Origin of the sequence: uncultured Jannaschia sp. (assembly GCF_947503795.1) — a bacterium.
In the GTDB taxonomy this organism is placed as follows: Bacteria; Pseudomonadota; Alphaproteobacteria; order Rhodobacterales; family Rhodobacteraceae; genus Jannaschia.
In genome coordinates this window covers 408083-429952 of record NZ_CANNEZ010000003.1, presented here as the reverse complement: position 1 = coordinate 429952, position 21870 = coordinate 408083, and the positions used below count along the sequence as shown (strand labels likewise).

The window sequence follows — 21870 nt, the reverse complement described above, 5'->3', positions numbered from 1 at the left end:
GGGGCGCCCCGTCGATATCCGTCCCGTCCGTCCTAGCGCAGCCGCGCGCACGGCGTCACCCCACCGCACGCCCGGCGGCGAGGTCCGTGGCCCGGATGAGCTGGTCCGCAATGCCCGGCTCGGAGAGGGCGTGCCCGGCGAGCGGTGCCATGCTGAGCGTCCCGCCCTCCCAACCCTCGGCCAGAAGATGCGCCGAGAGCGGCGGGCAGATCATATCGTAGCGGCCTTGGACGATCACGCCCGGCACCTGGGCGATCCGGTCGAGATTGGCGCGAATCCAGCCGTCATGGTCGAGAAACCCGCGATGGGTGAAATAGTGGTTCTCCAGCCGGGCGAAGGCACGTGCGTATTCGCCGCCCGGCTCGCCCGTGCGGCCCTGGCTCGACATCGAGGCCAGCGCGTTCTCCCACGCCGCCCAGGCGCGGGCAAAGCGGATCTGGTCCGGCGCCGGCGCATCGAACAAGCGACGGTGGTAGGCCGCGATCAGGTCGCCCTGCTCGTCCTCGGGGATCAGGTCGCGGAACCGGCCCCATTGATCGGGCCAGAACTGCCCCGCGCCGCCCCCGTAGAACCAGTCGAGCTCGCGCTGCTCCATCAGGAAGACACCCCGGAGGATCAGACGCACGGCGCGGTCGGGATGGGTGATCGCGTAGATCAGCGCCAGCGTCGCGCCCCACGAGCCGCCGAAGACGGTCCAGCGGTCGATCCCGAGAAGCGTGCGCAGGTGCTCGATGTCGTCGACGAGATGCCATGTCGTGTTGTCGCGGACGCTGGCATGGGGCCGCGACCGGCCGCAGCCGCGCTGATCGAAGAGCACGATGCGCCACCGTTCGGGGTCGAAGAAGCGCCGCATCATCGGACTGCACCCGCCGCCCGGCCCGCCATGCAGCACGACGACCGGCTGGCCGTCCGGGTTGCCGCATTGCTCGACATAGAGGCGATGCCCGTCGCCGATCTCGACCATGCGCTGATCGAAGGGGTCGATCGGCGGATAGAGCGAATTGGCCGGCTGCTGGTACGGGTTCCTGTCCATTGGCGACCTATATAGACCGCCAAGCGCGCGCCACCATGGCAATCACACCCGACGCGGAGGCCTCATGACCACCACCATCGACCCGACCGAGATCGAGAAGTTCGAGGCCATGGCGGCCGAATGGTGGGATCCGAACGGCAAGTTCAAGCCGCTGCACATGCTCAATCCCTGTCGGCTGGACTACATCACAACCCAGATCGCGGGCGAATTCGATCGCGACCTGTCGGGCGACGCGCCCTTCGAAGGGCTGCGCATCCTCGATATCGGCTGCGGCGGCGGGCTTCTGTCCGAACCGATGGCACGCCTGGGCGCGACGGTCGTCGGCGTCGATGCGGCGGCGCGCAACATCCCCGTGGCGCAGGCCCACGCGGCGCAATCGGGGCTCGAGATCGACTACCGCCACACCTCCGCCGAGGCGCTTCTGGAGACGGACGAGCCGCCCTTCGACGCGATCCTCAACATGGAGGTGGTCGAGCATGTGTCCGACCCGCTGGGCTACCTGACGGCCTGCCATGACCTCCTGCGTCCGGGCGGGCTGATGTGCTGCTCGACGCTCAACCGCAACGCAAAGAGCTACGTGATGGCGATCATCGGGGCCGAACAGGTGATGCGCTGGCTGCCGAAGGGCACGCATGAATGGTCGAAATTCATCACGCCGGACGAGCTTTACGACCTCTTGCGGCAGGCGGGGCTCACGCCGGTGGACCGGATGGGATTCGTCTTCAATCCGCTGAGCTGGACGTGGCGGCTGTCCGACCGGGATCTTTCGGTGAATTACGTCACGGCGAGCCTGCGGCCCGCCTGAGCCGGGTCAGGCGCCGAAGCGGGCCATGAACGTGTCGACCGCGCCGCTGACGATGCGGTCGACCTCGGCATCGGTCGCCGTCTCGCGCACGCCGAACACCATCTCGACGAAGAGCGTCGCATGGCACAGCTCGACGAACTGGTCGGCGGCCAGTTCGATATCGTCGATCACCAACTCCTCGCGTTCGACGGCAAGGCGCAGATAGGCCCGCATCTGCTCGCGGAAGACCTGGGGCCCGGTCCGGAAGAATTCGCGCCCCAGCTCGGGGAAGCGGTCGCTCTCGGCGACGCACATGCGAAAGATGCTCTGGCCGAAATCCGAGAGCACGAAGCGGGTCATCTGGTAGCCGGCCTCGCAGAGCGCGTCGCGCGGCTCGGAGCCCGGCGTCAGGATCTCGCCCGCCTCGCAGATCTGGGTCGAGCATTCCGCCTTGGCCACCTCCATGAAGAGGAGCTTCTTGTCGGTAAAATAGCTGTAGAGGGTGGCCTTCGAGACGCCCGCCGCGCGGGCGATGGCATCGACGCTCGCGCCTTCGTACCCATCGGAGAGAAAGACGCTGCGCGCGCCCTCGATCACTTGATCGAACTTACGGCCCTTCTTGATCGGCGTGACATCGTTCATCGGCTCCCCCTCGGTCGCAGCATATAGAGACGCGGCCAAGCCGCACAAGACAAACGAGAAGCGGGGCGCGCCGGGGAGATCGGCACGCCCCGCGGGCCCGGTCGACTTCGGGGGGATCAGTCGGCCTGGATAGCGGTCAGTTGCGCCGGCGTCAGGGTGCCGCACTCGGACGTGGCGATCCGGGCGGACCGCTCGAGCTGGGTACAGACGCCGGGTTCGCGCGGCTGCGCGCGGGTCGACTGCGCCAAGGGCGCATCCATCCGCGTCCAGCCATCATCGTCGATATCGACAACGATGCCGTTGGAGGCGGGGGTCTCGACGCGGAACCACCGGTCGTCGTCGATCTCGATCGTATCCGCGATGGCGGGCAGCGCGAGCGCGGCCGCCGTCAGACTGGTCAGGAACAGGGCTTTCATCTCGGTCTCTCCTCGCTAACGAACCGAACCGTTCAGTTCATATTTGTGGGTACCGCATGGGTGCGCCTGCCCGCAAGGGTCATTCTGAACTAATCGGTTCATTTTCGCACGGGCCGGTCCTGCACGGGCGCACCGTGCGCTAGACACCACCGGGCCCCGTCGCTAGCCGTTCCGGATGATCGCGATCTTTCTGAAGACCCTGCCCTTCTTCGCCCTGATCGCGCTGGGCTACTTCGCCGGCCGGACGAAGTTCTTCACCGCCGAGGCCACCGCCTACCTGACGAAGTTCGTCTTCTACTTCGCGCTCTCGGCGATGCTCTTCAACTTCTCGGCCAATCTCAGTCTCGCCGATATCCTCGATTGGCAGTTCATCACCGCGTATCTCTGGGGCTGTTTCATCGTCTACCTGATCGCCAGCGCCGTCGGCTTCGCGCGCGGGCTCTCGGTCGCGGAATGCGCGGTCGAGGCGCAGGTCGCAACCATCGGCAACGTGGGCTTTCTCGGCATCCCGATGTTCATCCTGCTTCTCGGCCCCGAAAGCGCAGGCCCGATGCTGATGATCCTCGCGACCGATCTCATCGTCTTCTCGTCGATCATCGTCATCCTCATCACCGGTTCGCGCGAGGGGCGCGTCACGGTGGCGACGCTGCGGACCGTGGGGCTGGGCCTCCTGAAGAACCCGATGATCGTGTCGATCGTGCTCGGGGTCGCGTGGTCGGCCACCGGGCGCGAGATCTGGGAGCCGGTCAACGAGTTCCTCTCGATCCTCGGGGCCGCCGCCACGCCCGGCGCACTTTTCGCGATCGGCGCGTCGCTGGCGGGCAAGACCGCCGAGCGCCTCTCGGTCGCGGGCTGGCTCACCTTCTGCAAGCTGGTGCTCCACCCTGCCGCCGTGGCGCTCTCGGCGCTGGTGCTCTTTCCCGTCGCCGACCCGCTCGCGGCGACGGTGATGATCTCGTCCGCCGCCTTGCCGGTCGCGGGCAACGTCTACATTCTGGCCCAGCATTACGGCGTCGCGCCCCAACGGGTGTCCGCGGCGATCCTCGTCTCGACGGCCGTGTCCATCGTCACCGTTTCGGTCATCATCGGCCTGCTCACCGGAGGAACCACATGAAGACCATCGCCGAGAACCGCTGCTTCGGCGGCACGCAGGGCGTCTATTCCCACGCGTCCGACGCCACCGGCACCGACATGACCTTCGGCCTCTTCCTCCCCGAGCATCCGACCGGCGCGGTGCTCTGGTATCTTTCGGGGCTGACCTGCACCCACGAGAACGCAATGACCAAGGCCGGGCTTCAGGCCTGGGCCGCCGAGGCGGGGCTGGCCGTGGTCTTCCCCGACACGAGCCCGCGCGGCACGGATGTCCCCGACGACGACGCCTTCGACATGGGGCAGGGCGCCGGGTTCTACGTCGACGCGACCGAGGGAAAATGGGCCGAGCACTTCAAGATGCAGAGCTATATCGCCGCAGACCTGCCCGAGACGGTCTTCGCGGCCTTCGATCTCGACGAGGCGCGGCAGGGCATCACGGGCCATTCCATGGGCGGGCACGGCGCGCTGACGCTGGCACTCAAGCATCCGAAGCGGTTCCGCTCGGTCTCGGCCTTCGCGCCGATCTGCAATCCGTCGGCGTCGGACTGGGGCACACCGCAGATGACCGCCTATACTGGCGACGCCGCCGCCCATGACGCGACAGTCCTCCTTTCGGACGGCGCGGTCCTGCCGCCCTGCCGGATCGACACCGGCACGTCAGACCAGTTCTACGACAAGCTCGGGACGGAGGCCTTCGCGGCGGCCCTCGCGCGCAGCAAGTCGGGCGCCGAACTGAATCTGCGCGCGGGCTACGACCACAGCTACTTCTTCGTGGCGAGCTTCGCGGCCGAGCACGTGGCCTTCCACGCCGAGCACCTCGCATGACCATCCGGGCGGTCGTCTTCGATATCGGCAACGTCCTGATCGAATGGCAGCCCGAGCGCTGGTATGACGCCCGCATCGGCGCGGACCGCCGTCGTGCGATGTTCGCGGCGCTGGACCTGCACGCGATGAACGACCGCGTCGACCGGGGCGAAGGGTTTCGCGACGTGATCTACGGGACCGCAGCGGCCCATCCCGACTGGGCCGACGAGATCCGGATGTGGCACGATCACTGGCTCGACCTCGCCACGCCCGAGATCCCCCGCTCGGTCCGTCTGATGCGGGCGCTCCGGGCGAAGGACGTACCGGTTCACGCCCTGACGAACTTCGGGGTCGAGACCTTCGCGCTGGCCCGCACCCGCTACGATTTCCTGTCCGAGTTCGACCGGACCTTCGTGTCCGGGCACCTGCGGGTCATCAAGCCCGATGCGGGGATCTACGCCGCGGTCGAGGACGGCACGGGCCTCGGCGGCGACGCGCTGCTCTTCGCGGACGACCGGGCCGAGAATATCGCCGCCGCCGCCGCACGCGGCTGGCGCACCCATCACTTCGAGGGGCCGGACGGCTGGGCGGACCGCCTCGTCTCCGAGGGTCTCCTCAGCGAACAGGAGGCCGCATGACCATCCCCTTCATCGGACCCGAAGCCGACAGCAAGCTCGACTGGCTCGCCCTGACCCGTGCGATCGCCGCCGGGCACGACCTGCCCCGCGCCGAGATCGGCGACACCTTCCTCTATCGCGACCCCGACACGATGCTGTCGCGCTCGGCCTGGATCGACGGGCTGGGCGTGCTGGTGAAGACGGCCACGATCTTTCCGGGCAACATGCCCGAGAAACCCGCCGTCGGCGGCGCGGTGTCGGTCTTCTCCGATACGGACGGCACGCTTTCGGCCATGCTCGACTTCCGCCTCGTGACGAAGTGGAAGACGGCGGGCGACAGCCTTCTCGGGGCCACCCGCCTCGCGCGTCCCGACAGCCGGGACATCCTGATCGTCGGCTCCGGCACGGTCGCGACATCCCTTCACGAGGCCTATTCCGCAGCTTTCCCCGACGCGCGCTTCAGGGTCTGGTCGCGCAACGGAGAGAACGCGGCCGCCCTGGCGCGGGAGATCGGCGGCACCGCCGCGCCGGATCTGGGCGACGCGGTGTCGGCGTCCGATATCGTGACCGTGGCGACGATGACGACCGACCCGATCATCCGGGGCGAATGGTTGCGGCCAGGTCAGCATCTCGACCTGATCGGCGCCTACCGCCCGGACATGCGCGAGGCCGATGACGACGCGCTCCGCCGCGCCACGATCTTCGTCGATTCCCGTGCCACGACGCTCGACCATATCGGCGAGCTGAAGATCCCGCTGGCCGCGGGCGTCATCGCGCCGTCGGACATCGTCGCGGACTACTACGATGGCGATGCCATGCGGCGGTCCTCCGAGGACGAGATCACGCTCTTCAAGAATGGCGGCGGCGCGCATCTCGACCTGATGGTCGCGCGCTACATCCTAGACGTCGCGGGTTAGGCCGGCGCGTCAGTCCCGCGTCGGATGGAAGCGACCGGCGGGCGAGAGCGTGAAGATCTCGGCCCCCGTGGCGGTCACGCCCACCGAATGCTCGAACTGCGCCGAGAGCGACTTGTCGCGGGTCACGGCGGTCCAGTCGTCGGCCAGCACTTTCGTCTCGGCGCGGCCGAGATTGATCATCGGCTCGATGGTGAAGAACATGCCTTCTTCCAGCACCGGCCCGGTGCCCGGCCGCCCGTAATGCAGCACGTTGGGCGGCGCGTGGAAGACGCGGCCCAGCCCGTGGCCGCAGAAGTCGCGGACCACCGACATGCGATGCGCCTCGGCATAGGCCTGGATCGCGAAGCCGATATCCCCGAAGGTCTTGCCCGGTGCGACCGCGTCGATCCCCTTCATCAGCGAATCGTGGGTCACCTGGATCAGACGCTCGGCCTTCCGCGACGGCGTGCCCGCCACGTACATCCGCGAGCTGTCGCCGAACCAGCCATCGACGATCACCGTGACGTCTATGTTCAGGATGTCGCCGTCCTTGAGGGTCTTGTCGCCCGGAATGCCGTGGCAGACGACATGGTTCACGCTGATGCAGGACGCGTGGGCGTAGCCCTTGTAGCCGATCGTGGCCGAGGTCGCGCCCGCCTCGGTGACCCAATCGGTGATCTGGCGATCCAGCGCGCCGGTCGTCGCACCTGGCACGACGTGATCCGCGATCCGGTCCAGGATCTGGGCCGCCAGCGCACCCGCCGCGCGCATCCCTGCGAAATCCGCGTCCTCGTGGATGCGGATGCCGTCGCGTGTCAGTCTGCCGCGATGTTCGTCCATGTCCGGGCCCTCCGGTCGTCGTCGCGTGTCACTTAAGGCGAGAGCGTCGGAAGTTCCACAGGCAGGCGACCCGTCGCGGTGACCCCGGCCGTGTCGATCGTCGTGCCCAGCGCCATGACCTCGACACCTGCGTCCCGCGCGCGGGCGACGGCGGCGGCATAGACCGGGTCGATATCGGCCGCGATGCCGACCCGATCGCAATCGGTCCGCTGGACGAGAAACAGGACGACGGCGCGACGGCCCCCGGCGACGACGCCCGCCAGATCATCCATGTGCCGCGCGCCCCGCGCCGTCCGCGTGTCGGGAAACTCGGCCAGACCCGGCCGGCGTGACAGCGACACGGCCTTCACCTCGACGAACACCTCGCCGCCCAGTACGAAATCCACGCGGCTTCCGTCCGAATAGGGGACCTCGGCCCGCAGACCGCCGCTCGCGTCGAGGCCCGGCACCGCCCCCGCCCGGAGCGCCGCCTCGACCGTGCGATTGGCGCCGCCGGTATCGACGCAGCAGAAATGCCCACCCCCCAGCTCCGTCAGCCGCCAGCCGTAATCAAGCTTCTTGCGCGGGTCGTCATTCGGCTCCAGCCAGATGCGCGCGCCCGGATCGGCCTGCCCGGTCATCGCGCCGGGGTTTGGACAATGCGCCACGACAGTCCGCCCATCCTCCAGCAACACGTCCGCGAGGAACCGCTTGTATCGGCGGATCAGCGTGGCGGGGATCAGCGGTGTGGCGAAGCGCATGGCCGCGTCCTATACCCCATGCGGACAGGAGAGCCACCGATGACCAACCCCACCGCCGCCATGCTCGTGATCGGGGACGAAATCCTGTCCGGCCGCACCCGCGACGCGAACATGCACCACCTCGCGGGACGGCTGACCGAGATGGGGATCACGCTGTCGGAAGTGCGCGTGGTCAGCGACGACCACGACGCCATCGTCGCCGCCGTGCGTGCGCTGTCGTCGGCATGGGACCATGTCTTCACCTCGGGCGGGATCGGCCCGACCCATGACGACATCACCGCGGACGCCATCGGCGCGGCGTTCGACGCATCCGTCGGTATCCGTGACGATGCCCGCGCCCTTCTGGCAGCGCATTACGCCCGCACCGGCGGCGACCTGAACGACGCGCGGCTGCGCATGGCGCGCATTCCCGACGGCGCCGCGCTCATCGAGAATCCCGTCAGCACCGCGCCGGGTTTCACGATTGGCAATGTTCACGTCATGGCGGGGGTGCCGTCTGTGTTTCAGGCGATGGTGGCGACGGTGCTGCCGACGCTCACGGGCGGTGCGCCGCTGGTCTCGACCTCGACGCGGATCGACCAGGGCGAGGGCGATATCGCCGGGCCGCTGGGCGATCTGGCGGCGGCGTTTCCCGACCTCTCCATCGGGTCCTATCCATTCCAGAAGGACGGCCGCTTCGGCGCGAATATCGTCGTGCGCGGACAGGATGCCGGGCGGGTGACGGAGGCGACGGACAGGCTCGCCGCGCTCTTCTCCGAATGACCGGGGCCGGATCCCTTCCGGACGCGCAGGCGATCATGGCCGCGATCCGGGCAACCTGGCCGCCCTCCCGTCTCGACCGGGTGGGGCCGTTCGACCTGCCCGCCGAACGCGAGGGCACGCGGCGTGGCACCGCGGCCCGCCCGGTCCCCGGAGCGGCGGTCGCGGACGCGGACATCGCGGCGGTCGAGGCGGCGCGGCCCGGCACGGTCTTCGCCGCCATCATCGAGGATGACCGCGCATTGGAGGGTGTCTTGGCGGCGCGCGGCTACGCCCCCAGCGATCCGTCCGACCTGATGGCGGGACCGATCCCCGACAGCCTGCCCGACACGCCGCCGGTCAGCGGGTTTCCCCATTGGCCCCCGATGGCGATCTGCGACGCGCTCTGGGACGAGCACGGGAACGGCCCCGAGCGACGCACCCCGATGCACCGCGCGCCGGAGCCGAAGACGGCGATCCTTCTGCGCTTCGACGACCGCGCGGCTGGTGCGCTGTTCGTCGGGCTGAGCGGGACGGTCGCGGTCTGCCATCTCGTGCTGACGCTGCCGCGGGCGCGCGGGAAAGGTGTCGGACGGATCGGCATGATCCACGCCATGCACTGGGCGCGCGAGAACGGCGCCGATACGATGGCCTTGCCGGTCGAGGCGAACAACGTGCCCGCCGTCGCGTTGTACAAGCGCGCGGGGCTCGTCCGGCGCGGCGGATACCGCTATTGGAGCCGGACATGACCGAAGCCTCGCCCACCGCCCTGAACCTGCCGCAGGTCGATCCGCTGCCGCCCGAGACGCAGCGCTATTTCGACATCTGCGTCGAGAAGCTGGGCTTCGTGCCGAACGTCCTGCGGGCCTATGCCTTCGACATCGCCAAGCTCGACGCCTTCACGGCGATGTATAACGACCTGATGCTGGCCCCGTCGGGCCTCACGAAGCTGGAGCGCGAGATGGTGGCCGTGGCGGTCTCGGCCGAGAACCGGTGCTTCTACTGCCTCGTGGCGCACGGGGCCGCCGTGCGGCAGCTCTCGGGCGATCCGGCCCTGGGCGAGATGATCGCGATGAACTACCGCGTGGCGCCGATCGACGACCGACAGCGGGCGATGCTCGATTTCGCCGTGACAATGACCCGTGCCTCCGCCACCATCGAGGAGGGCGACCGGCAGGCGTTGCGCGATCACGGGCTGAGCGACCGCGACATCTTCGACCTCGCTTCGGTCGCCGGGTTCTTCAACATGACGAACCGGGTGGCCTCGGCCATCGCGATGCAGCCGAACCCCGAGTATCACGGTCAATCCCGTTGAGGGCGCTGGCGGTCCTGGCGATCACCATGGGCGCGGCCCAGGCCGATGTGCCGGACCTGCCCTTGCCCGCCGCGCCGACATTCGCCGAAACCGTGCCGCTGACCTCATACCGCTTCGCGACCGGCCCGTTCGCGAATGGCGTCCTTCCGGCAGTCGTGGCCGAAGGCGCGCTGACCCGCCGCATCTGGCAGGTCGCGGCCCCCGGCGCGAGTGCGCTTCAGATCATTGCGCCGCTGCGGGACGCGCTTCTGGCCGAGGGCTGGACCGTGACCTTCGAGTGCCGGACGCGGGCCTGCGGCGGCTTCGACTTCCGCTTCGAGATCGACGTCATCCCCGCGCCCGAGATGTTCGTGGACCTCGCCGATTTCCGATACCTGGCGGCGCAGAAGGGCGACGCGCGGATCGCGTTGCTGGCCAGCCCGTCGGGCGATCTCGCCTATGTCCAGGCCGCCTATCTCGACCCGGACGGAACGGTCGAGGCCGTCACGAAATCCGCCTCCAACCCGCCGCCCGCGCCCAGCCTCAGCGCCAGCTCCGACGTGACGCGCACGCTGACCGAGACGGGTCACGCGGTGCTCGACGATCTCGATTTCCCGACGGGCTCGACCCAGCTTCCGGGTACGGATTACGCCTCGCTCGCCACGCTTGCGACCTTCCTGCGGGACAATGCCACGGCGACCATCGCGCTGGTCGGCCACACCGATGCCGAGGGCACGGCCGAAAGCAACATGGCGATCTCCCGGCGGCGGGCGGATGCGGCGAAGGCGATCCTGACGGGCACGCATGGCATCGCGCCCGGCCGGATCGAGACCCATGGCGTCGGGTTCTTCGCCCCCATCGCGCGCAACGACACGCCCGAGGGCCGCACCGCCAATCGCCGCGTCGAAGTGGTCCTGACCTCGACCGAGTAATCTCAGCCGTTCTCGCGGAGCACGCGCCCGGCCAGATAGAGTGATCCGCAGATCAGGATGCGCGCCGCGGGATCGTCCGCGATAATCGTCGCGATGGCGTCCGCCACGGACGGGGCCTCGACGGCGGGGATGCCAGCGCGGGTCGCGGCGGCGACCGTGGCCTCGGGCGGCAGGGTGTTGATCTCGCCGGGGATCGCGACCGCGTGAAGCGCGCGTACCCGTTCGGCGAGGGGCGCCATATAGCCCGTCGCGTCCTTGGTATTGAGCATCCCGCAGATCAGGTGCACCGGGCGGGACGGTAGCCGGTCCAGCGCTTCGGCCAGCGCCGCGCCCGCCGCGGGGTTGTGCCCGCCATCGAGCCAGAGCTCGGCCGCGCCCGCCGCCTCGACAAGCGGGCCCCGCGACAGGCGCTGCATCCGCGCGGGCCACTCGGCGTCGCGCATTGCCGCCGCGGCACCCTCCGCCCGGCCCAGCGCCCGAAGCGCCGCGATGGCCATGCCGGCGTTCTGGACCTGGTGCGCCCCGATCAGGCGCGGCGGCGGCAGGTCCATCAACCCCGTCTCGTCCTCGAAAACGAGGCCGCCGTTCTCCTCGGTCACGTGCCAGTGCTGGCCATGGACCGAAAGCGGCGCGTTGAGCCGTGCGGCGCGGTATTCGATCACCTCGAGCGCGGCCTCGTCCTGCGGGCCGACGATGCAGGGCACGCCGGGCTTCAGGATGCCCGCCTTCTCGGCGGCGATCTTGGCTATGGTATCCCCGAGAAATCCTTCGTGATCCATCGAGACGGGCGTGATGACGGTCAGCGCCGGGTTCACCACGTTCGTCGCATCCAACCGCCCACCCAGGCCGACTTCCAGAAGGGTCCAGTCCGCCGGATGTCGCGCGAAGGCGAGGAGTGCGGCGCAGGTCGTGATCTCGAAATAGGTGATCGGCGCGCCGCCGTTGGCCACCTCGCATTCGGCCAGAAGGTCGGCCAGCAGGGGTTCGGGGATCAGCTCGCCCGCCAGACGGATACGTTCGTGGAACCGCGCAAGATGCGGCGAGGTATAGGCATGGACCGTGTCGCCCGCGCCCTCCAGCCCTGCGCGGATCATGGCTTGCGTCGACCCCTTGCCGTTGGTGCCCGCGATATGGATCACCGGCGGCAAGCGCGTTTCGGGATGATCGAGCGCATCCAGCAGCCGGTGCACCCGGTCGAGCACGAGGTCGATCACCTTCGGGTGCAGCGCCATCAGGCGGTCGAGGATCACATCGGAGCTGGTCATGGGTGCCTTGTCCGGGCCGGGGCGTCGGCGGTCAACCGGCGATCGCGTGGCCCTGCGCCCGACGCGTCAGGCCTTGGTCGCCGCAGGCTCTGGCGCCTCGACGGCGGGCTCCGGCTGGATCGTCTCGATCGGGCGCGGCAGGTCGCCATGCACGACGGGGCCCTGCCCGGTCAGCATCCGCAGGATCGTGGCCAGCTCGTCGCGCATCTGGCCGCGGGGCGTCACCCGGTCGAGCATCCCGTGGTCGAGCAAATACTCGGCCCGCTGGAACCCTTCGGGCAGCGTCTCGCGGATGGTCTGTTCGATGACGCGCGGCCCGGCGAAGCAGATGAGCGCGTTCGGTTCGGCGATCTGGACGTCGCCCAGCATCGCGTAGGACGCCGTCACCCCGCCCGTCGTCGGGTGGGTCAGGACGACGATATAGGGCAGGCCCGCTTCCTTTAGCATCTCGACCGCGACCGTGGTGCGCGGCATCTGCATCAGGCTGAGGATGCCCTCCTGCATCCGCGCGCCCCCTGCGGCGGAAAAGAGGACCAGCGGACGCTCCAGCTTCACCGCGCGTTCGGCGGCGGCGATGATCGCATTGCCGACATACATGCCCATCGATCCGGCCATGAAGCCGAAATCCTGCGCCGCCGCGACGATGGGCGTCTTGTGGATCTCACCTTCGGCGACAAGCATCGCCTCGGCCTCCTGCGTGGCCTTCTGCGCGGCCTTGAGGCGTTCGGGGTAACGTTTCTGGTCGCGGAATTTCAGCGGGTCCTCGACCGGGGCGGGCACCGCAACATCGGTGAAGATGCCGCCGTCGAACAGCGCCTCGAACCGCTCGCGCGGGGCGATGTTCATATGGTGGCCACAGGAGGTGCAGACCCGCAGGTTGTCCTTCAACTCGCGGTGGAACAGCATGGTCCCGCACTCGTCACACTTGGTCCACAGGTTCTCGGGGACCTCGCGGCGCGAGAACAGGCTGTTGATCTTGGGCCGGACGTAGTTGGAGATCCAGTTCATGCGTGCCCCCTGATTGGCCCCGCCGAGATAGGATGCGCGGACGGGGAATGCAATTCGCGCTCAGGCGGCGGCCATGCGTCCCCGGCGTGCCAGCCAGAGCCGGATGCAAGCCCAGATGATCACCAGGAGAACCATGTCCTGCAGGATGAGGAACGGCAGCATCTCGAGATCGTCGCCGTCGAAGGGCAGCTTGTAGAGCGCGAGCCCCGACAGCACGTCGTCGAGCGAGATCAACAGCAGCGCCTGGCAGTTGTTGACGAAATGCAGACCCCAGGCCGCGCCGAGCGATCCGGTGACCCGCACGAGGTCGGCCGTGATCAGCCCGACCAGCGTCGTGGCCGCGAAGATCAGCACGTCATTGGGCGCGAGGCGGCCCGTGCCCCAGAGCGTTCCGATGTCGATATGGAGCGATCCGAACATCACCGACGGCACCAGCATCCAGACGATCGGGCTGCGGAAGCGCGCGGCGAGCTGGGATTGGAGATAGCCGCGGAAAAGGAGCTCTTCCGCCCCGGTCTGGAGCAGGAGCGCCACGAGGACGATGGGCAGAAAGGTCAGGAAGAGGTCGACCGGCGTGTAGGGCCGCAGTGTCAGCTCGCCCGCGCCGAGGATCACGATCGCGACGAGGCCGACCCCGCCGGTGATCGCGCCCGCGGCCACGAAGTCCGGCAGCATATGCGCTCCGAACAGGCTGCCGGCCGATCGGCGGTGCAGCCACCGCGCCGCGAGGATCGTGCCCAGCAGCATGCCCGCGAAGGTCGCGAGCGTCGCGACGACACCCGTCGGCGTCTTTCCGATGGTGAAATCGGCGAACCAGATTGGCAGGCCGTCTGGCCCGGCCAGCGCCGGATCGCTGGTCGCCTTCGCCACGTACGCGATGCCCGCGATCATCACCACGTAGACCACGGCCCAGGTCAGCATCGCCAGGACGAAGCCCAGGATGATGCGCCAAAGCTGCGGTCGCGCCCGTGCGGGGGCCACGAAAGATTCGAACGGAGAGGTCCACATGCTCGATGCCCTCTTATGTTTTTTTGCGAATCTAGCGACAGAAGGCGCTTACGGCAATCGCGCTTGTCCGGGGGGGGCGCGGCGTCTATCCGAGGGTGGAGCGCGAGGAGGAGACGACTATGCTGAAAGCCCCGACCGACAAGACGAACCTGCCCAGCCGGCACGTCACCGAAGGGCCCGCGCGCGCACCGCACCGGTCCTATTTCTACGCGATGGGTCTGGGCGACGAGGAGATCCACCAGCCTTGGGTCGGCGTTGCCACCTGCTGGAACGAGGCCGCGCCCTGCAACATCGCCCTGAACCGACAGGCGCAGGCCGTGAAGCTGGGCGTCAAGCAAGGCGGCGGCACGCCCCGCGAGTTCACGACCATCACCGTCACCGACGGCATCGCCATGGGACATGAAGGCATGCGCTCGTCGCTGGCGTCCCGCGAAGCCATCGCCGACACGGTCGAGCTGACGATGCGCGGGCATTGCTACGACGCCATCGTGGGCCTCGCGGGCTGCGACAAGTCGCTGCCGGGCATGATGATGGCGATGGTCCGGCTAAACACGCCGTCGGTCTTCATCTACGGCGGCTCGATCCTGCCGGGCCGCGCGCCTGCGGGGGCCGACATCCCCGAGCAGTATCGCGACCGCGACCTGACCGTGCAGGACATGTTCGAGGCCGTGGGCAATCACCAGGCCGGCAACCTGTCGGACGCGGCGCTGGAAATCCTCGAGCGCGTGGCCTGCCCCAGCGCGGGCGCCTGCGGCGGGCAGTTCACTGCCAACACCATGGCCTGCGTGTCCGAGGCGATCGGGCTGGCGCTGCCGAACTCGTCGGGCGCGCCCGCCCCCTACGAGAGCCGGGACCAGTACTCCATCGCATCCGGCGTCGCCGTCATGAACCTGATCGAGAAGAATATTCGCGCCCGCGACGTCGTCACCCGCAAGTCGCTCGAGAATGCCGCGCGGGTTGTCGCCTGCACCGGCGGCTCGACCAATGCCGGGCTGCACCTGCCTGCCATCGCCCACGAGGCGGGGATCGATTTCGACCTCGGCGATGTCTGCGACATCTTCCGCGACACGCCCTATTTCGTCGACCTGAAGCCCGGCGGCCAATACGTGGCCAAGGACCTCTACGAGGCGGGTGGCGTGCCGATCGTGATGAAGGAGCTGGGCAAAGCCGGCCTCATCCACGAGGACTGCATGACAGCCACCGGCAAGACCATGGGCGAAGTCATCGACGAGACGCGCGGCGAGGCGGATGGCAAGGTGATCTACCCGGTCGAGACCCCGATCACCAAGACGGGCGGCGTCGTCGGCCTCAAGGGTAACCTCGCGCCCGACGGCGCCATCGTGAAGGTCGCGGGCATGGAGGCGCAGCACCAGCTCTTCACCGGCCCCGCGCGCGTCTTCGAATGCGAGGAAGACGCCTTCGAGGCCGTGAAGGCGCGGCAGTACGAGGAGGGCGAGGTTATCGTCATTCGCAACGAGGGCCCCGCGGGCGGCCCCGGCATGCGCGAGATGCTGGCCACGACCGCCGCGCTTTCGGGTCAGGGGATGGGCAAGAAGGTCGCGCTCATTACCGACGGGCGCTTCTCCGGGGCCACGCGTGGCTTCTGCGTCGGCCATGTCGGCCCCGAAGCCGCCCATGGCGGCCCCATCGCGATGCTGAAGGATGGCGACGTCATCACGCTCAACGCCATCGAGGGCACAATTTCGGTCGACCTGACGGACGAAGAACTGGAGGCACGGCGCGCCGACTGGTCCGGGCCGCGCAAGACGATCTACGCCTCGGGCGCGTTGTGGAAATACGCGCAGCTCGTCGGCTCGGCCAAGGCCGGCGCCCCGACCCATCCCGGCGGCGCGCAGGAGGCGCACGTCTACATGGACCTCTGACATGGCCCCGCGGCTTCCGCGCCTGATCGACGCCCTCCGCCGCCAGCGCGCGGCGGATGCGTGGCGCGCGGCGGCCGGGGCCGTCACGACGATGCGAACGACCGATCTGGCCGCGCTGGGCCCCGTCGCCCGCGATGTCGCCGCCCAGGCACGCCGGATCGCCGACGCGTCCGAGGCCCGCATGAAGCGCCCCCGGATGGATGAGGACGGCATCGCGCGCCCCGCGCAATGCGACTGGGCGTGGCGGCCGCTGCCGTGGTCGGCGGCGCTCGACCCTGCCTGCATCTCGGGCGCGGCGGGCGGCACGACGCTCGCGCCCGGCGTCACGCTCTTTCACGACTGCCCCCTCTCCGAGATCACGCTCCGCCAGCGGCGCAGCACCGATCCCCTTGCCGTCGCGCCCTACGCGCTGTCGCTCGACGCGCTGCGCTTCGACGGGTCGTTCCTGTCGCTGGCGCTCGACCTGCCCCCCGACGGCGCGACCACGCTCCGGACCAGCCATATCGTCCGCGTCACGCTTACCCTGCGCCGCGAGCGGCCCGCCGAAATGTTCGTCCGCCTGAACGTCCGCCACGGTCCCAACACCGAACAGCTTGTCAGCGAGCTCTCCCCCGGCAACCGGCCCGACAGCCCGGTCACCGCCGAATTCGACCTCGGCTTCCAGGAGATCAACCCGACCCGGCTGGAGCATGCCTGGATCGACCTGATCTTCGAGCGGCCCGCGATGAACCGGGTCGATATCGCCGACATGACCGTCACGCGGCGCCCCCGCGCCGACCTGTAGAAGGAGGGATCGCATGGATTGGGTTCTCCACCGCGCCGGGATCGTCGGCGGCACCTATCGCGGTCTGTTGACCGGCGCGGGCGATCCGCCGCCGCTCGAGCTGCTGATCGGCTCCGACATCACCGGTCACCTGACCCCCGCCCCAGTCGATGGCGGCTGGCAGGTCGAAGCCGAGCTCGATCCGAGCCTTCTGACCGAGGGGACGCGCACCGTCTCGATCCGCACCGGTGACGGCGTCATCCTCGACCGCGTGACGGTGATTTGCGGCCTCGATGCCGAGACCGACCTGCGCGCCGAACTGGACGCGATGCGCGACGAACTGGACATCCTCAAGCGGTCCTTCCGCGCCCATGTCGCCTCGACCGAATGACCGTCTGACGCCGCGTCCAGCGTGACTTTGCGCGCCGGGCGGCACATCCCCCAACCAGGAGGACGCCCGCATGACCGATTATCCCCGCCTGCTCGAGCCGCTCGATCTCGGCTTCACGACGCTCCGGAACCGCGTGCTGATGGGGTCGATGCATACCGGCCTCGAGGAGACGAAGGACTGGAACCGCGTCGCGACCTTCTATGCCGAACGCGCCGAGGGCGGCGTCGGCCTGATGGTCACCGGCGGCATGTCCCCGAACCGCGAGGGCGGCGTCTTTCCGGGGGCTGCGGGCCTCTTCTCGGACGCGGACATCGCCAATCATCGCATCGTCACCGACCGGGTCCACGACGCGGGCGGCAAGATCGCGATGCAGATCCTCCATGCCGGACGCTACGCCTACTCGCCCGATTGCGTGGCGCCCTCGCCCATCAAGTCGCCGATCTCGCCCTTCCCCCCGAAGGAGCTGGACGAGGACGGGATCGAAAAGCAGATCGCCGATATCGCGACCGCCGCCGCCCGCGCCCGCGAGGCCGGGTATGATGGCGTCGAGGTGATGGGGTCCGAGGGGTATTTCCTCAACCAGTTCCTCGTCGAGCACACCAACCGGCGCACCGACCGCTGGGGCGACTCGCTCGAGAACCGCCAGCGCCTTCCCGTCGAGGTGGTCCGGCGCGTTCGCGAGGCGGTGGGCCAGGACTTCATCCTGATCTACCGGCTGTCGATGATCGACCTCATCCCCAAGGGCCAGACCTGGGACGAGGTCGTGGCACTGGCCGGCAAGATCGAAGCGGCGGGCGCGACGATCCTCAATACCGGCATCGGCTGGCACGAGGCGCGCATCCCGACCATCGCGACAAGCGTGCCGCGCCGCGCGTTCACCTGGGTGACGAAGAAGCTGATGGGCGAGGTCTCGATCCCGGTCATCACGTCGAACCGGATCAACACGCCCGAGGTGGCCGAGGCCGTACTCGCCGACGGCTCTGCCGATATGATCTCGATGGCGCGGCCATTCCTTGCAGATTCGCATTTCGTGGCCAAGGCCGCCGCCGGGCGCGCCGCCGAGATCGCGCCCTGCATCGCCTGCAACCAAGCCTGCCTCGATCACACCTTCGGGGGCAAGATCTCGTCCTGCCTCGTGAACCCGCGCGCCTGCCACGAGACGGAGCTGCGCTACGACCCGGCCGAAACGCCCCGCCACGTCGCCGTCGTCGGTGCCGGTGCGGCGGGCGTCACCGTGGCCATGGTCGCCGCAGAGCGCGGCCACCGCGTCACGCTCTGGGACAAGGCGGGCGAGGTCGGCGGCCAGCTCAATATGGCCAAGGTCATCCCCGGCAAGGAGGAGTTCGTCGGGCTCGTCGACTGGATGGCGCGCATGGTTGAACACCCGTCGATCGAGCTGAAGCTTGGCGCCGCGCCCTCGGTGGACGACCTGCGCGGGGCCGACGAGGTTGTGATCGCGACCGGCGTGTCGCCCCGTGATCCGGGCATCGAGGGGCAGGACGGCCCGAACGTCCTGAGCTATATCGATGTGCTGCGCGGCGGGGCCGAGGTCGGGGCGCGCGTGGCCGTGATCGGTGCGGGCGGGATCGGGTTCGACACTGCCGATTTCCTGACCCATGACGGCGGCGAAAGCACGACCGAGGACCTGGACGCCTGGCTGCGCGAATGGGGCGTGGCCGATCCCGAGGATCACCGCGGCGGGCTGGAGCCCGAGGGTCCGCGGCCCGAGCCGTCGGCGCGGCACATCACGCTTCTGCAGCGCAAGTCCGAGAAGCTGGGCAAGCGACTGGGCAAGACGACCGGCTGGATCCACCGCGCATCGTTGGCGATGAAGGATGTGCAGATGGTCGGCGGCGTGAATTACGAGCGGATCGTGCCCGCGGGGCTGGAGATCAGCTTCGGCGAGGCGCGCGAGCGCCCGACCCTGATCGAGGCGGATACGATCGTCCTCTGCGCGGGGCAGGTGCCGGAACGCGGGCTTGCGGATGCGCTCGAGGCCGAGGGCATCGCCTGCCACGTCATCGGAGGGGCCGACGTCGCCGCCGAACTCGACGCCAAGCGCGCCATCGACCAGGGCGCGCGGCTGGCCGCGACCTTCTAGAGCCTTCGGGCCCGACCACGTCAGCAAGAGGTCGGCGCGGCATCCTTGGCGAATATGTTCGCAAGGCCGGCTCGGGCCCTTCGGTCCCAGACAGGAACAGGGCCGCCGAACGGCATGTCAGGCATGCCGCGTCTCGCACGGCCGGTTATGGGCCAGCCCGTCCTGTCGCTGCCCTTCGGTGTGTCGGACCATCAAGCCGCCATGCGCCATCCCGGAAGGGTCATCACGACCGAAATGCCGGTGGTCGCGGGCTGGAGGGTCAGCGTGCCGCCATGCAGCTCGGCGATGCGATGCGCGAGCGGCAGACCGAGGCCCAGCCCATCGGTGGCGCGTGTGTGCAGATCGGCGCCGACCGCGAAAGCGGACCAGATCCGGGCCTGCTGGGCGTCGGGGATGCCCGCGCCGTCGTCCTGCACGGTGATCTGGATGCCGGCGCTGCGATCCGTCGTGACGGTCACGACCGCCTGGCCGCCGCCATGAGCCAGCACGTTGTCGAGAAGGCAGGTGATCGCGAGCTCCAGCTTCGCGGCATCGATCAGCGGGCGCGCCTCGCTGTCCGGCAGGTGAAGAGCGACCGATGTGCCCCGCGCCGCCGCCAGCCTGCGCATCCGGTCGACGGCCCGGGTGACGAGCATGTCGATCCGCGCCGGCGCCTCGTTCAGCGCCACATCGCCCGAGCGCAGTTCGGTAAAGGACAGGATGCTCTCGACGATCGCGCCGAGATGCTCCGTCGATCCCTTGAGGGCGGCGACGACCTCCGCCTCGCCCGGATCGGCGGGCGCAAGGCATTCGGCCAGCCCCATGATGCCGTTGAGCGGCGTCCGCAATTCGTGCCCGATCAGGTCGAGAAATGCGTCCTGCGCCTCGGACGCGATGGCACGGAGGCGGTGGGCATGGGCCGGATCGGGCTCGAGCGGGACTTCGTAGAAGCGCGCGACCATGCCGGCCAGCGCGTCCAGCTGGGCGATCTGCGATGGCGTTGGAGGATCGTGGGGCACCAGATCGACCGCACAGACCGTGCCGAGGCAGAACCCCGACGAGAGGATCACCGGCGCGCTGGCCGAGAAGCGCACATGGGGCGGTCCGGCCACGACAGGATGGTCGCGGAAGCGGGGGTCGTCATGCGTGTCGCCCGAGACGATCGTCCGGCGCGCGGCCACCGTGTAGGCGCACATCGAATGGGTCCGCGGCGTCCCCTCGAGGTCCATGCCGTCGATTCGCAGGAAGCGCTGCTCCTCGCCTGAGATCAGCGAGATGAAGGCCACCGGCGCGTCGAAGATCCTCCGTGCCAGTTCGACGACATGGGCGAAGAAGGGATCGTCCGCGCGGCGCGGCAGGTCGAGTTCGGCGATGACATGGCCGCGCGCGCATTCGTTCGCCGGAACGGGATAGGGCGCATCGGCATGGATCGGGGCAGGATCGGACATCCCTCCGAGCCCTAGAGGCACCGGATTGAGGCTTTGTGAATACAGGCGACCAACGGAACTTAAAGGTTAACAACTACTTACCGCCCGGCGCGCGCCACGATCTGCCCCGCTTAAATCCAGAAACGATCCCGTCCGTGACCGACATGAGGCAAGGAAAGGCCGCAATCGGACGGCACTACTGATGACCAACCAGTATGTTTGCCGAAGGGTCTGCCAAATGGATCGCCTGTCTGAAATGGAAGCTTTTGCCACGGTCGTCGACCAGGGCGGCTTCACCGATGCCGCCAAGAAGCTCGGCATCTCCAAATCCGCCGTCTCGAAGCATGTATCCTCGCTCGAGACGCGGCTGGGCGCCCGGCTCCTCAACCGCACGACCCGCCGCGTCAGCCCGACGGAAATCGGCCTGGCCTATTACGACCGCGCCCGCCGCGTGTTGAACGACGCGGGCGAGGCGGATGCGCTGGTGACCTCGATGCAATCGGCGCCTTCGGGCGTGCTGCGGGTGTCGGTCGCCACCGATTTCGGGGTCAATCACCTGAGCCCGATCCTCGGGGGCTTCCTGCACGAATACCCCGACATCACCGTCAACATGGTCCTCAACAACCGCTACGTGGAGCTGATCTCGGAAGGGTTCGACCTCGCCGTGCGGATCGGCGACCTGGAAGACAGCTCGATGCGGGCCCGCAAGTTGGCCGAGACGCACAAGCAGATGATCGCCTCGCCCGAATACCTCGAGGAATATGGTCGCCCGCAGCGGATCGACGACCTCAACGACCACAAGCTGCTGCACTATTCCAACCAGGCCAACGGCTCGGTCTGGAAGCTGACCGCCCCCTCGGGCGAGAAGCGCCAGGTGCGCTCGGCCGGGTGGCTGACGGTGAATGACGGGCAATCGCTCCTGAACGCGGCCTGCAACGGCCTCGGGATCGCGTTCCTGCCGGACTTCCTCTACGCGGACGCCATGAAGGAGGGGAAGCTCGTCCCCGCCATCGAGAACCATGCCCCCGAGGTGCAGGGCGTCTACGCGGTCTATCCGCCGGGCCGCTACACCCAGCCCAAGGTCCGCGCCTTCATCGACTTCCTCGTCGAGAGCTTCCGCGATCGTGGTCCCGGCGACTGGTGATCCCCTCACTCCGACGTCTACGGGCCGCCCCCTGCCGGGCGGCCCGCGGCGTTTCCGCGTCTTGATCCGGCCC

The 21870-nt window shown here is 68.7% G+C and carries 23 protein-coding genes; 14 read left to right on the top strand and 9 right to left on the bottom strand.

The window, feature by feature from the left end; genetic code table 11:
• Window positions 1–55: 55 nt before the first annotated feature.
• Window positions 56–1033 (bottom strand): prolyl aminopeptidase, encoded by a 978-nt coding sequence (pip, locus tag Q0833_RS17530; protein ID WP_298438150.1) that lies wholly within the window; start codon window positions 1031–1033, stop codon window positions 56–58.
• Window positions 1034–1097: 64 nt separating this feature from the next.
• Between pip and ubiG the strand changes: the two genes are divergently transcribed.
• Window positions 1098–1838, top strand: a complete 741-nt coding sequence (ubiG, locus tag Q0833_RS17525; RefSeq protein WP_298438147.1) for a bifunctional 2-polyprenyl-6-hydroxyphenol methylase/3-demethylubiquinol 3-O-methyltransferase UbiG — start codon at window positions 1098–1100, stop codon at window positions 1836–1838.
• Window positions 1839–1844: 6 nt separating this feature from the next.
• Here the strand turns inward: ubiG and Q0833_RS17520 are convergent, their stop codons facing one another.
• Together Q0833_RS17520 and Q0833_RS17515 are read right to left on the bottom strand one after the other, a co-directional pair.
• The gene (locus Q0833_RS17520; RefSeq protein ID WP_298438144.1) at window positions 1845–2459 is read right to left on the bottom strand and encodes a TetR/AcrR family transcriptional regulator; all 615 of its coding nucleotides are present in this window, start codon (window positions 2457–2459) and stop codon (window positions 1845–1847) included.
• Between the two features lie 116 nt (window positions 2460–2575).
• Window positions 2576–2875: a hypothetical protein gene (locus tag Q0833_RS17515; RefSeq protein ID WP_298438142.1), complete on the bottom strand. Its 300-nt coding sequence runs from the start codon at window positions 2873–2875 to the stop codon at window positions 2576–2578.
• 175 nt (window positions 2876–3050) lie between these two features.
• Between Q0833_RS17515 and Q0833_RS17510 the strand changes: the two genes are divergently transcribed.
• From Q0833_RS17510 to Q0833_RS17495, 4 genes are read left to right on the top strand one after another with little or no spacing between them, the layout of a single operon-like run.
• Window positions 3051–3989 carry an AEC family transporter gene (locus tag Q0833_RS17510; RefSeq protein ID WP_298438139.1) on the top strand — a complete coding sequence of 313 codons (939 nt, stop codon included), beginning with the start codon at window positions 3051–3053 and terminating at the stop codon, window positions 3987–3989.
• Entirely contained in the window at window positions 3986–4792 is an 807-nt protein-coding gene (gene fghA / locus Q0833_RS17505; protein ID WP_298438136.1) for an S-formylglutathione hydrolase, read from the top strand. The genes Q0833_RS17510 and fghA overlap by 4 nt, the downstream gene beginning before the upstream one ends.
• Window positions 4789–5409 (top strand): HAD family phosphatase, encoded by a 621-nt coding sequence (locus Q0833_RS17500; RefSeq protein ID WP_298438133.1) that lies wholly within the window; start codon window positions 4789–4791, stop codon window positions 5407–5409. Before fghA ends, Q0833_RS17500 begins: the two co-directional genes overlap by 4 nt.
• Window positions 5406–6305 carry an NAD(P)-binding domain-containing protein gene (locus Q0833_RS17495; RefSeq protein WP_298438130.1) on the top strand — a complete coding sequence of 300 codons (900 nt, stop codon included), beginning with the start codon at window positions 5406–5408 and terminating at the stop codon, window positions 6303–6305. The genes Q0833_RS17500 and Q0833_RS17495 overlap by 4 nt, the downstream gene beginning before the upstream one ends.
• 9 nt (window positions 6306–6314) lie before the next feature.
• Here Q0833_RS17495 and map read toward each other — a convergent pair whose 3' ends face one another.
• A complete protein-coding gene (gene map, locus Q0833_RS17490; protein WP_298438127.1) occupies window positions 6315–7124 on the bottom strand; it encodes a type I methionyl aminopeptidase in 810 nt (269 codons plus the stop codon).
• A 32-nt stretch (window positions 7125–7156) separates the two neighbouring features.
• Entirely contained in the window at window positions 7157–7864 is a 708-nt protein-coding gene (gene sfsA, locus Q0833_RS17485) for a DNA/RNA nuclease SfsA (protein ID WP_298438124.1), read from the bottom strand.
• A 39-nt stretch (window positions 7865–7903) separates the two neighbouring features.
• On the opposite strand from sfsA, the gene Q0833_RS17480 reads away from it, so the two are divergent.
• From Q0833_RS17480 to Q0833_RS17465, 4 genes are read left to right on the top strand one after another with little or no spacing between them, the layout of a single operon-like run.
• Window positions 7904–8626 carry a molybdopterin-binding protein gene (locus Q0833_RS17480; protein WP_298438121.1) on the top strand — a complete coding sequence of 241 codons (723 nt, stop codon included), beginning with the start codon at window positions 7904–7906 and terminating at the stop codon, window positions 8624–8626.
• Complete coding sequence (locus Q0833_RS17475) at window positions 8623–9351, top strand: GNAT family N-acetyltransferase (RefSeq protein WP_298438118.1); 729 nt, start codon at window positions 8623–8625, stop codon at window positions 9349–9351. Before Q0833_RS17480 ends, Q0833_RS17475 begins: the two co-directional genes overlap by 4 nt.
• A complete protein-coding gene (locus Q0833_RS17470) occupies window positions 9348–9917 on the top strand; it encodes a peroxidase-related enzyme (protein ID WP_298438114.1) in 570 nt (189 codons plus the stop codon). Before Q0833_RS17475 ends, Q0833_RS17470 begins: the two co-directional genes overlap by 4 nt.
• Window positions 9914–10828 (top strand): OmpA family protein, encoded by a 915-nt coding sequence (locus tag Q0833_RS17465; protein ID WP_298438112.1) that lies wholly within the window; start codon window positions 9914–9916, stop codon window positions 10826–10828. The genes Q0833_RS17470 and Q0833_RS17465 overlap by 4 nt, the downstream gene beginning before the upstream one ends.
• A 2-nt stretch (window positions 10829–10830) precedes the next feature.
• Here the strand turns inward: Q0833_RS17465 and Q0833_RS17460 are convergent, their stop codons facing one another.
• From Q0833_RS17460 to Q0833_RS17450, 3 genes are all read right to left on the bottom strand, one after another.
• Window positions 10831–12093, bottom strand: coding sequence for a folylpolyglutamate synthase/dihydrofolate synthase family protein (locus Q0833_RS17460; protein WP_298438109.1), 1263 nt, complete (start codon window positions 12091–12093; stop codon window positions 10831–10833).
• A gap of 66 nt (window positions 12094–12159) precedes the next feature.
• The gene (accD, locus tag Q0833_RS17455; RefSeq protein ID WP_298438106.1) at window positions 12160–13101 is read right to left on the bottom strand and encodes an acetyl-CoA carboxylase, carboxyltransferase subunit beta; all 942 of its coding nucleotides are present in this window, start codon (window positions 13099–13101) and stop codon (window positions 12160–12162) included.
• Window positions 13102–13161: 60 nt separating this feature from the next.
• The gene (locus tag Q0833_RS17450; protein ID WP_298438103.1) at window positions 13162–14109 is read right to left on the bottom strand and encodes a CPBP family intramembrane glutamic endopeptidase; all 948 of its coding nucleotides are present in this window, start codon (window positions 14107–14109) and stop codon (window positions 13162–13164) included.
• Between the two features lie 119 nt (window positions 14110–14228).
• On the opposite strand from Q0833_RS17450, the gene ilvD reads away from it, so the two are divergent.
• The 4 genes from ilvD to Q0833_RS17430 all read left to right on the top strand — a co-directional run bounded on the left by ilvD (window position 14229) and on the right by Q0833_RS17430 (window position 19247).
• Window positions 14229–15992, top strand: coding sequence for a dihydroxy-acid dehydratase (gene ilvD / locus Q0833_RS17445; RefSeq protein ID WP_298438099.1), 1764 nt, complete (start codon window positions 14229–14231; stop codon window positions 15990–15992).
• A gap of 1 nt (window position 15993) precedes the next feature.
• On the top strand, window positions 15994–16776 hold the full coding sequence (locus Q0833_RS17440) for a DUF6478 family protein (protein ID WP_298438096.1): 783 nt from the start codon (window positions 15994–15996) through the stop codon (window positions 16774–16776).
• Window positions 16777–16789: 13 nt separating this feature from the next.
• On the top strand, window positions 16790–17146 hold the full coding sequence (locus Q0833_RS17435) for a hypothetical protein (protein WP_298438093.1): 357 nt from the start codon (window positions 16790–16792) through the stop codon (window positions 17144–17146).
• A 70-nt stretch (window positions 17147–17216) separates the two neighbouring features.
• Window positions 17217–19247 carry an NADPH-dependent 2,4-dienoyl-CoA reductase gene (locus Q0833_RS17430; protein ID WP_298438090.1) on the top strand — a complete coding sequence of 677 codons (2031 nt, stop codon included), beginning with the start codon at window positions 17217–17219 and terminating at the stop codon, window positions 19245–19247.
• A gap of 191 nt (window positions 19248–19438) precedes the next feature.
• Here the strand turns inward: Q0833_RS17430 and Q0833_RS17425 are convergent, their stop codons facing one another.
• Window positions 19439–20674 carry a GAF domain-containing sensor histidine kinase gene (locus tag Q0833_RS17425; RefSeq protein WP_298438087.1) on the bottom strand — a complete coding sequence of 412 codons (1236 nt, stop codon included), beginning with the start codon at window positions 20672–20674 and terminating at the stop codon, window positions 19439–19441.
• Window positions 20675–20891: 217 nt separating this feature from the next.
• On the opposite strand from Q0833_RS17425, the gene Q0833_RS17420 reads away from it, so the two are divergent.
• Window positions 20892–21797, top strand: coding sequence for a LysR family transcriptional regulator (locus Q0833_RS17420; protein WP_298438084.1), 906 nt, complete (start codon window positions 20892–20894; stop codon window positions 21795–21797).
• Window positions 21798–21870 lie beyond the last annotated feature (73 nt).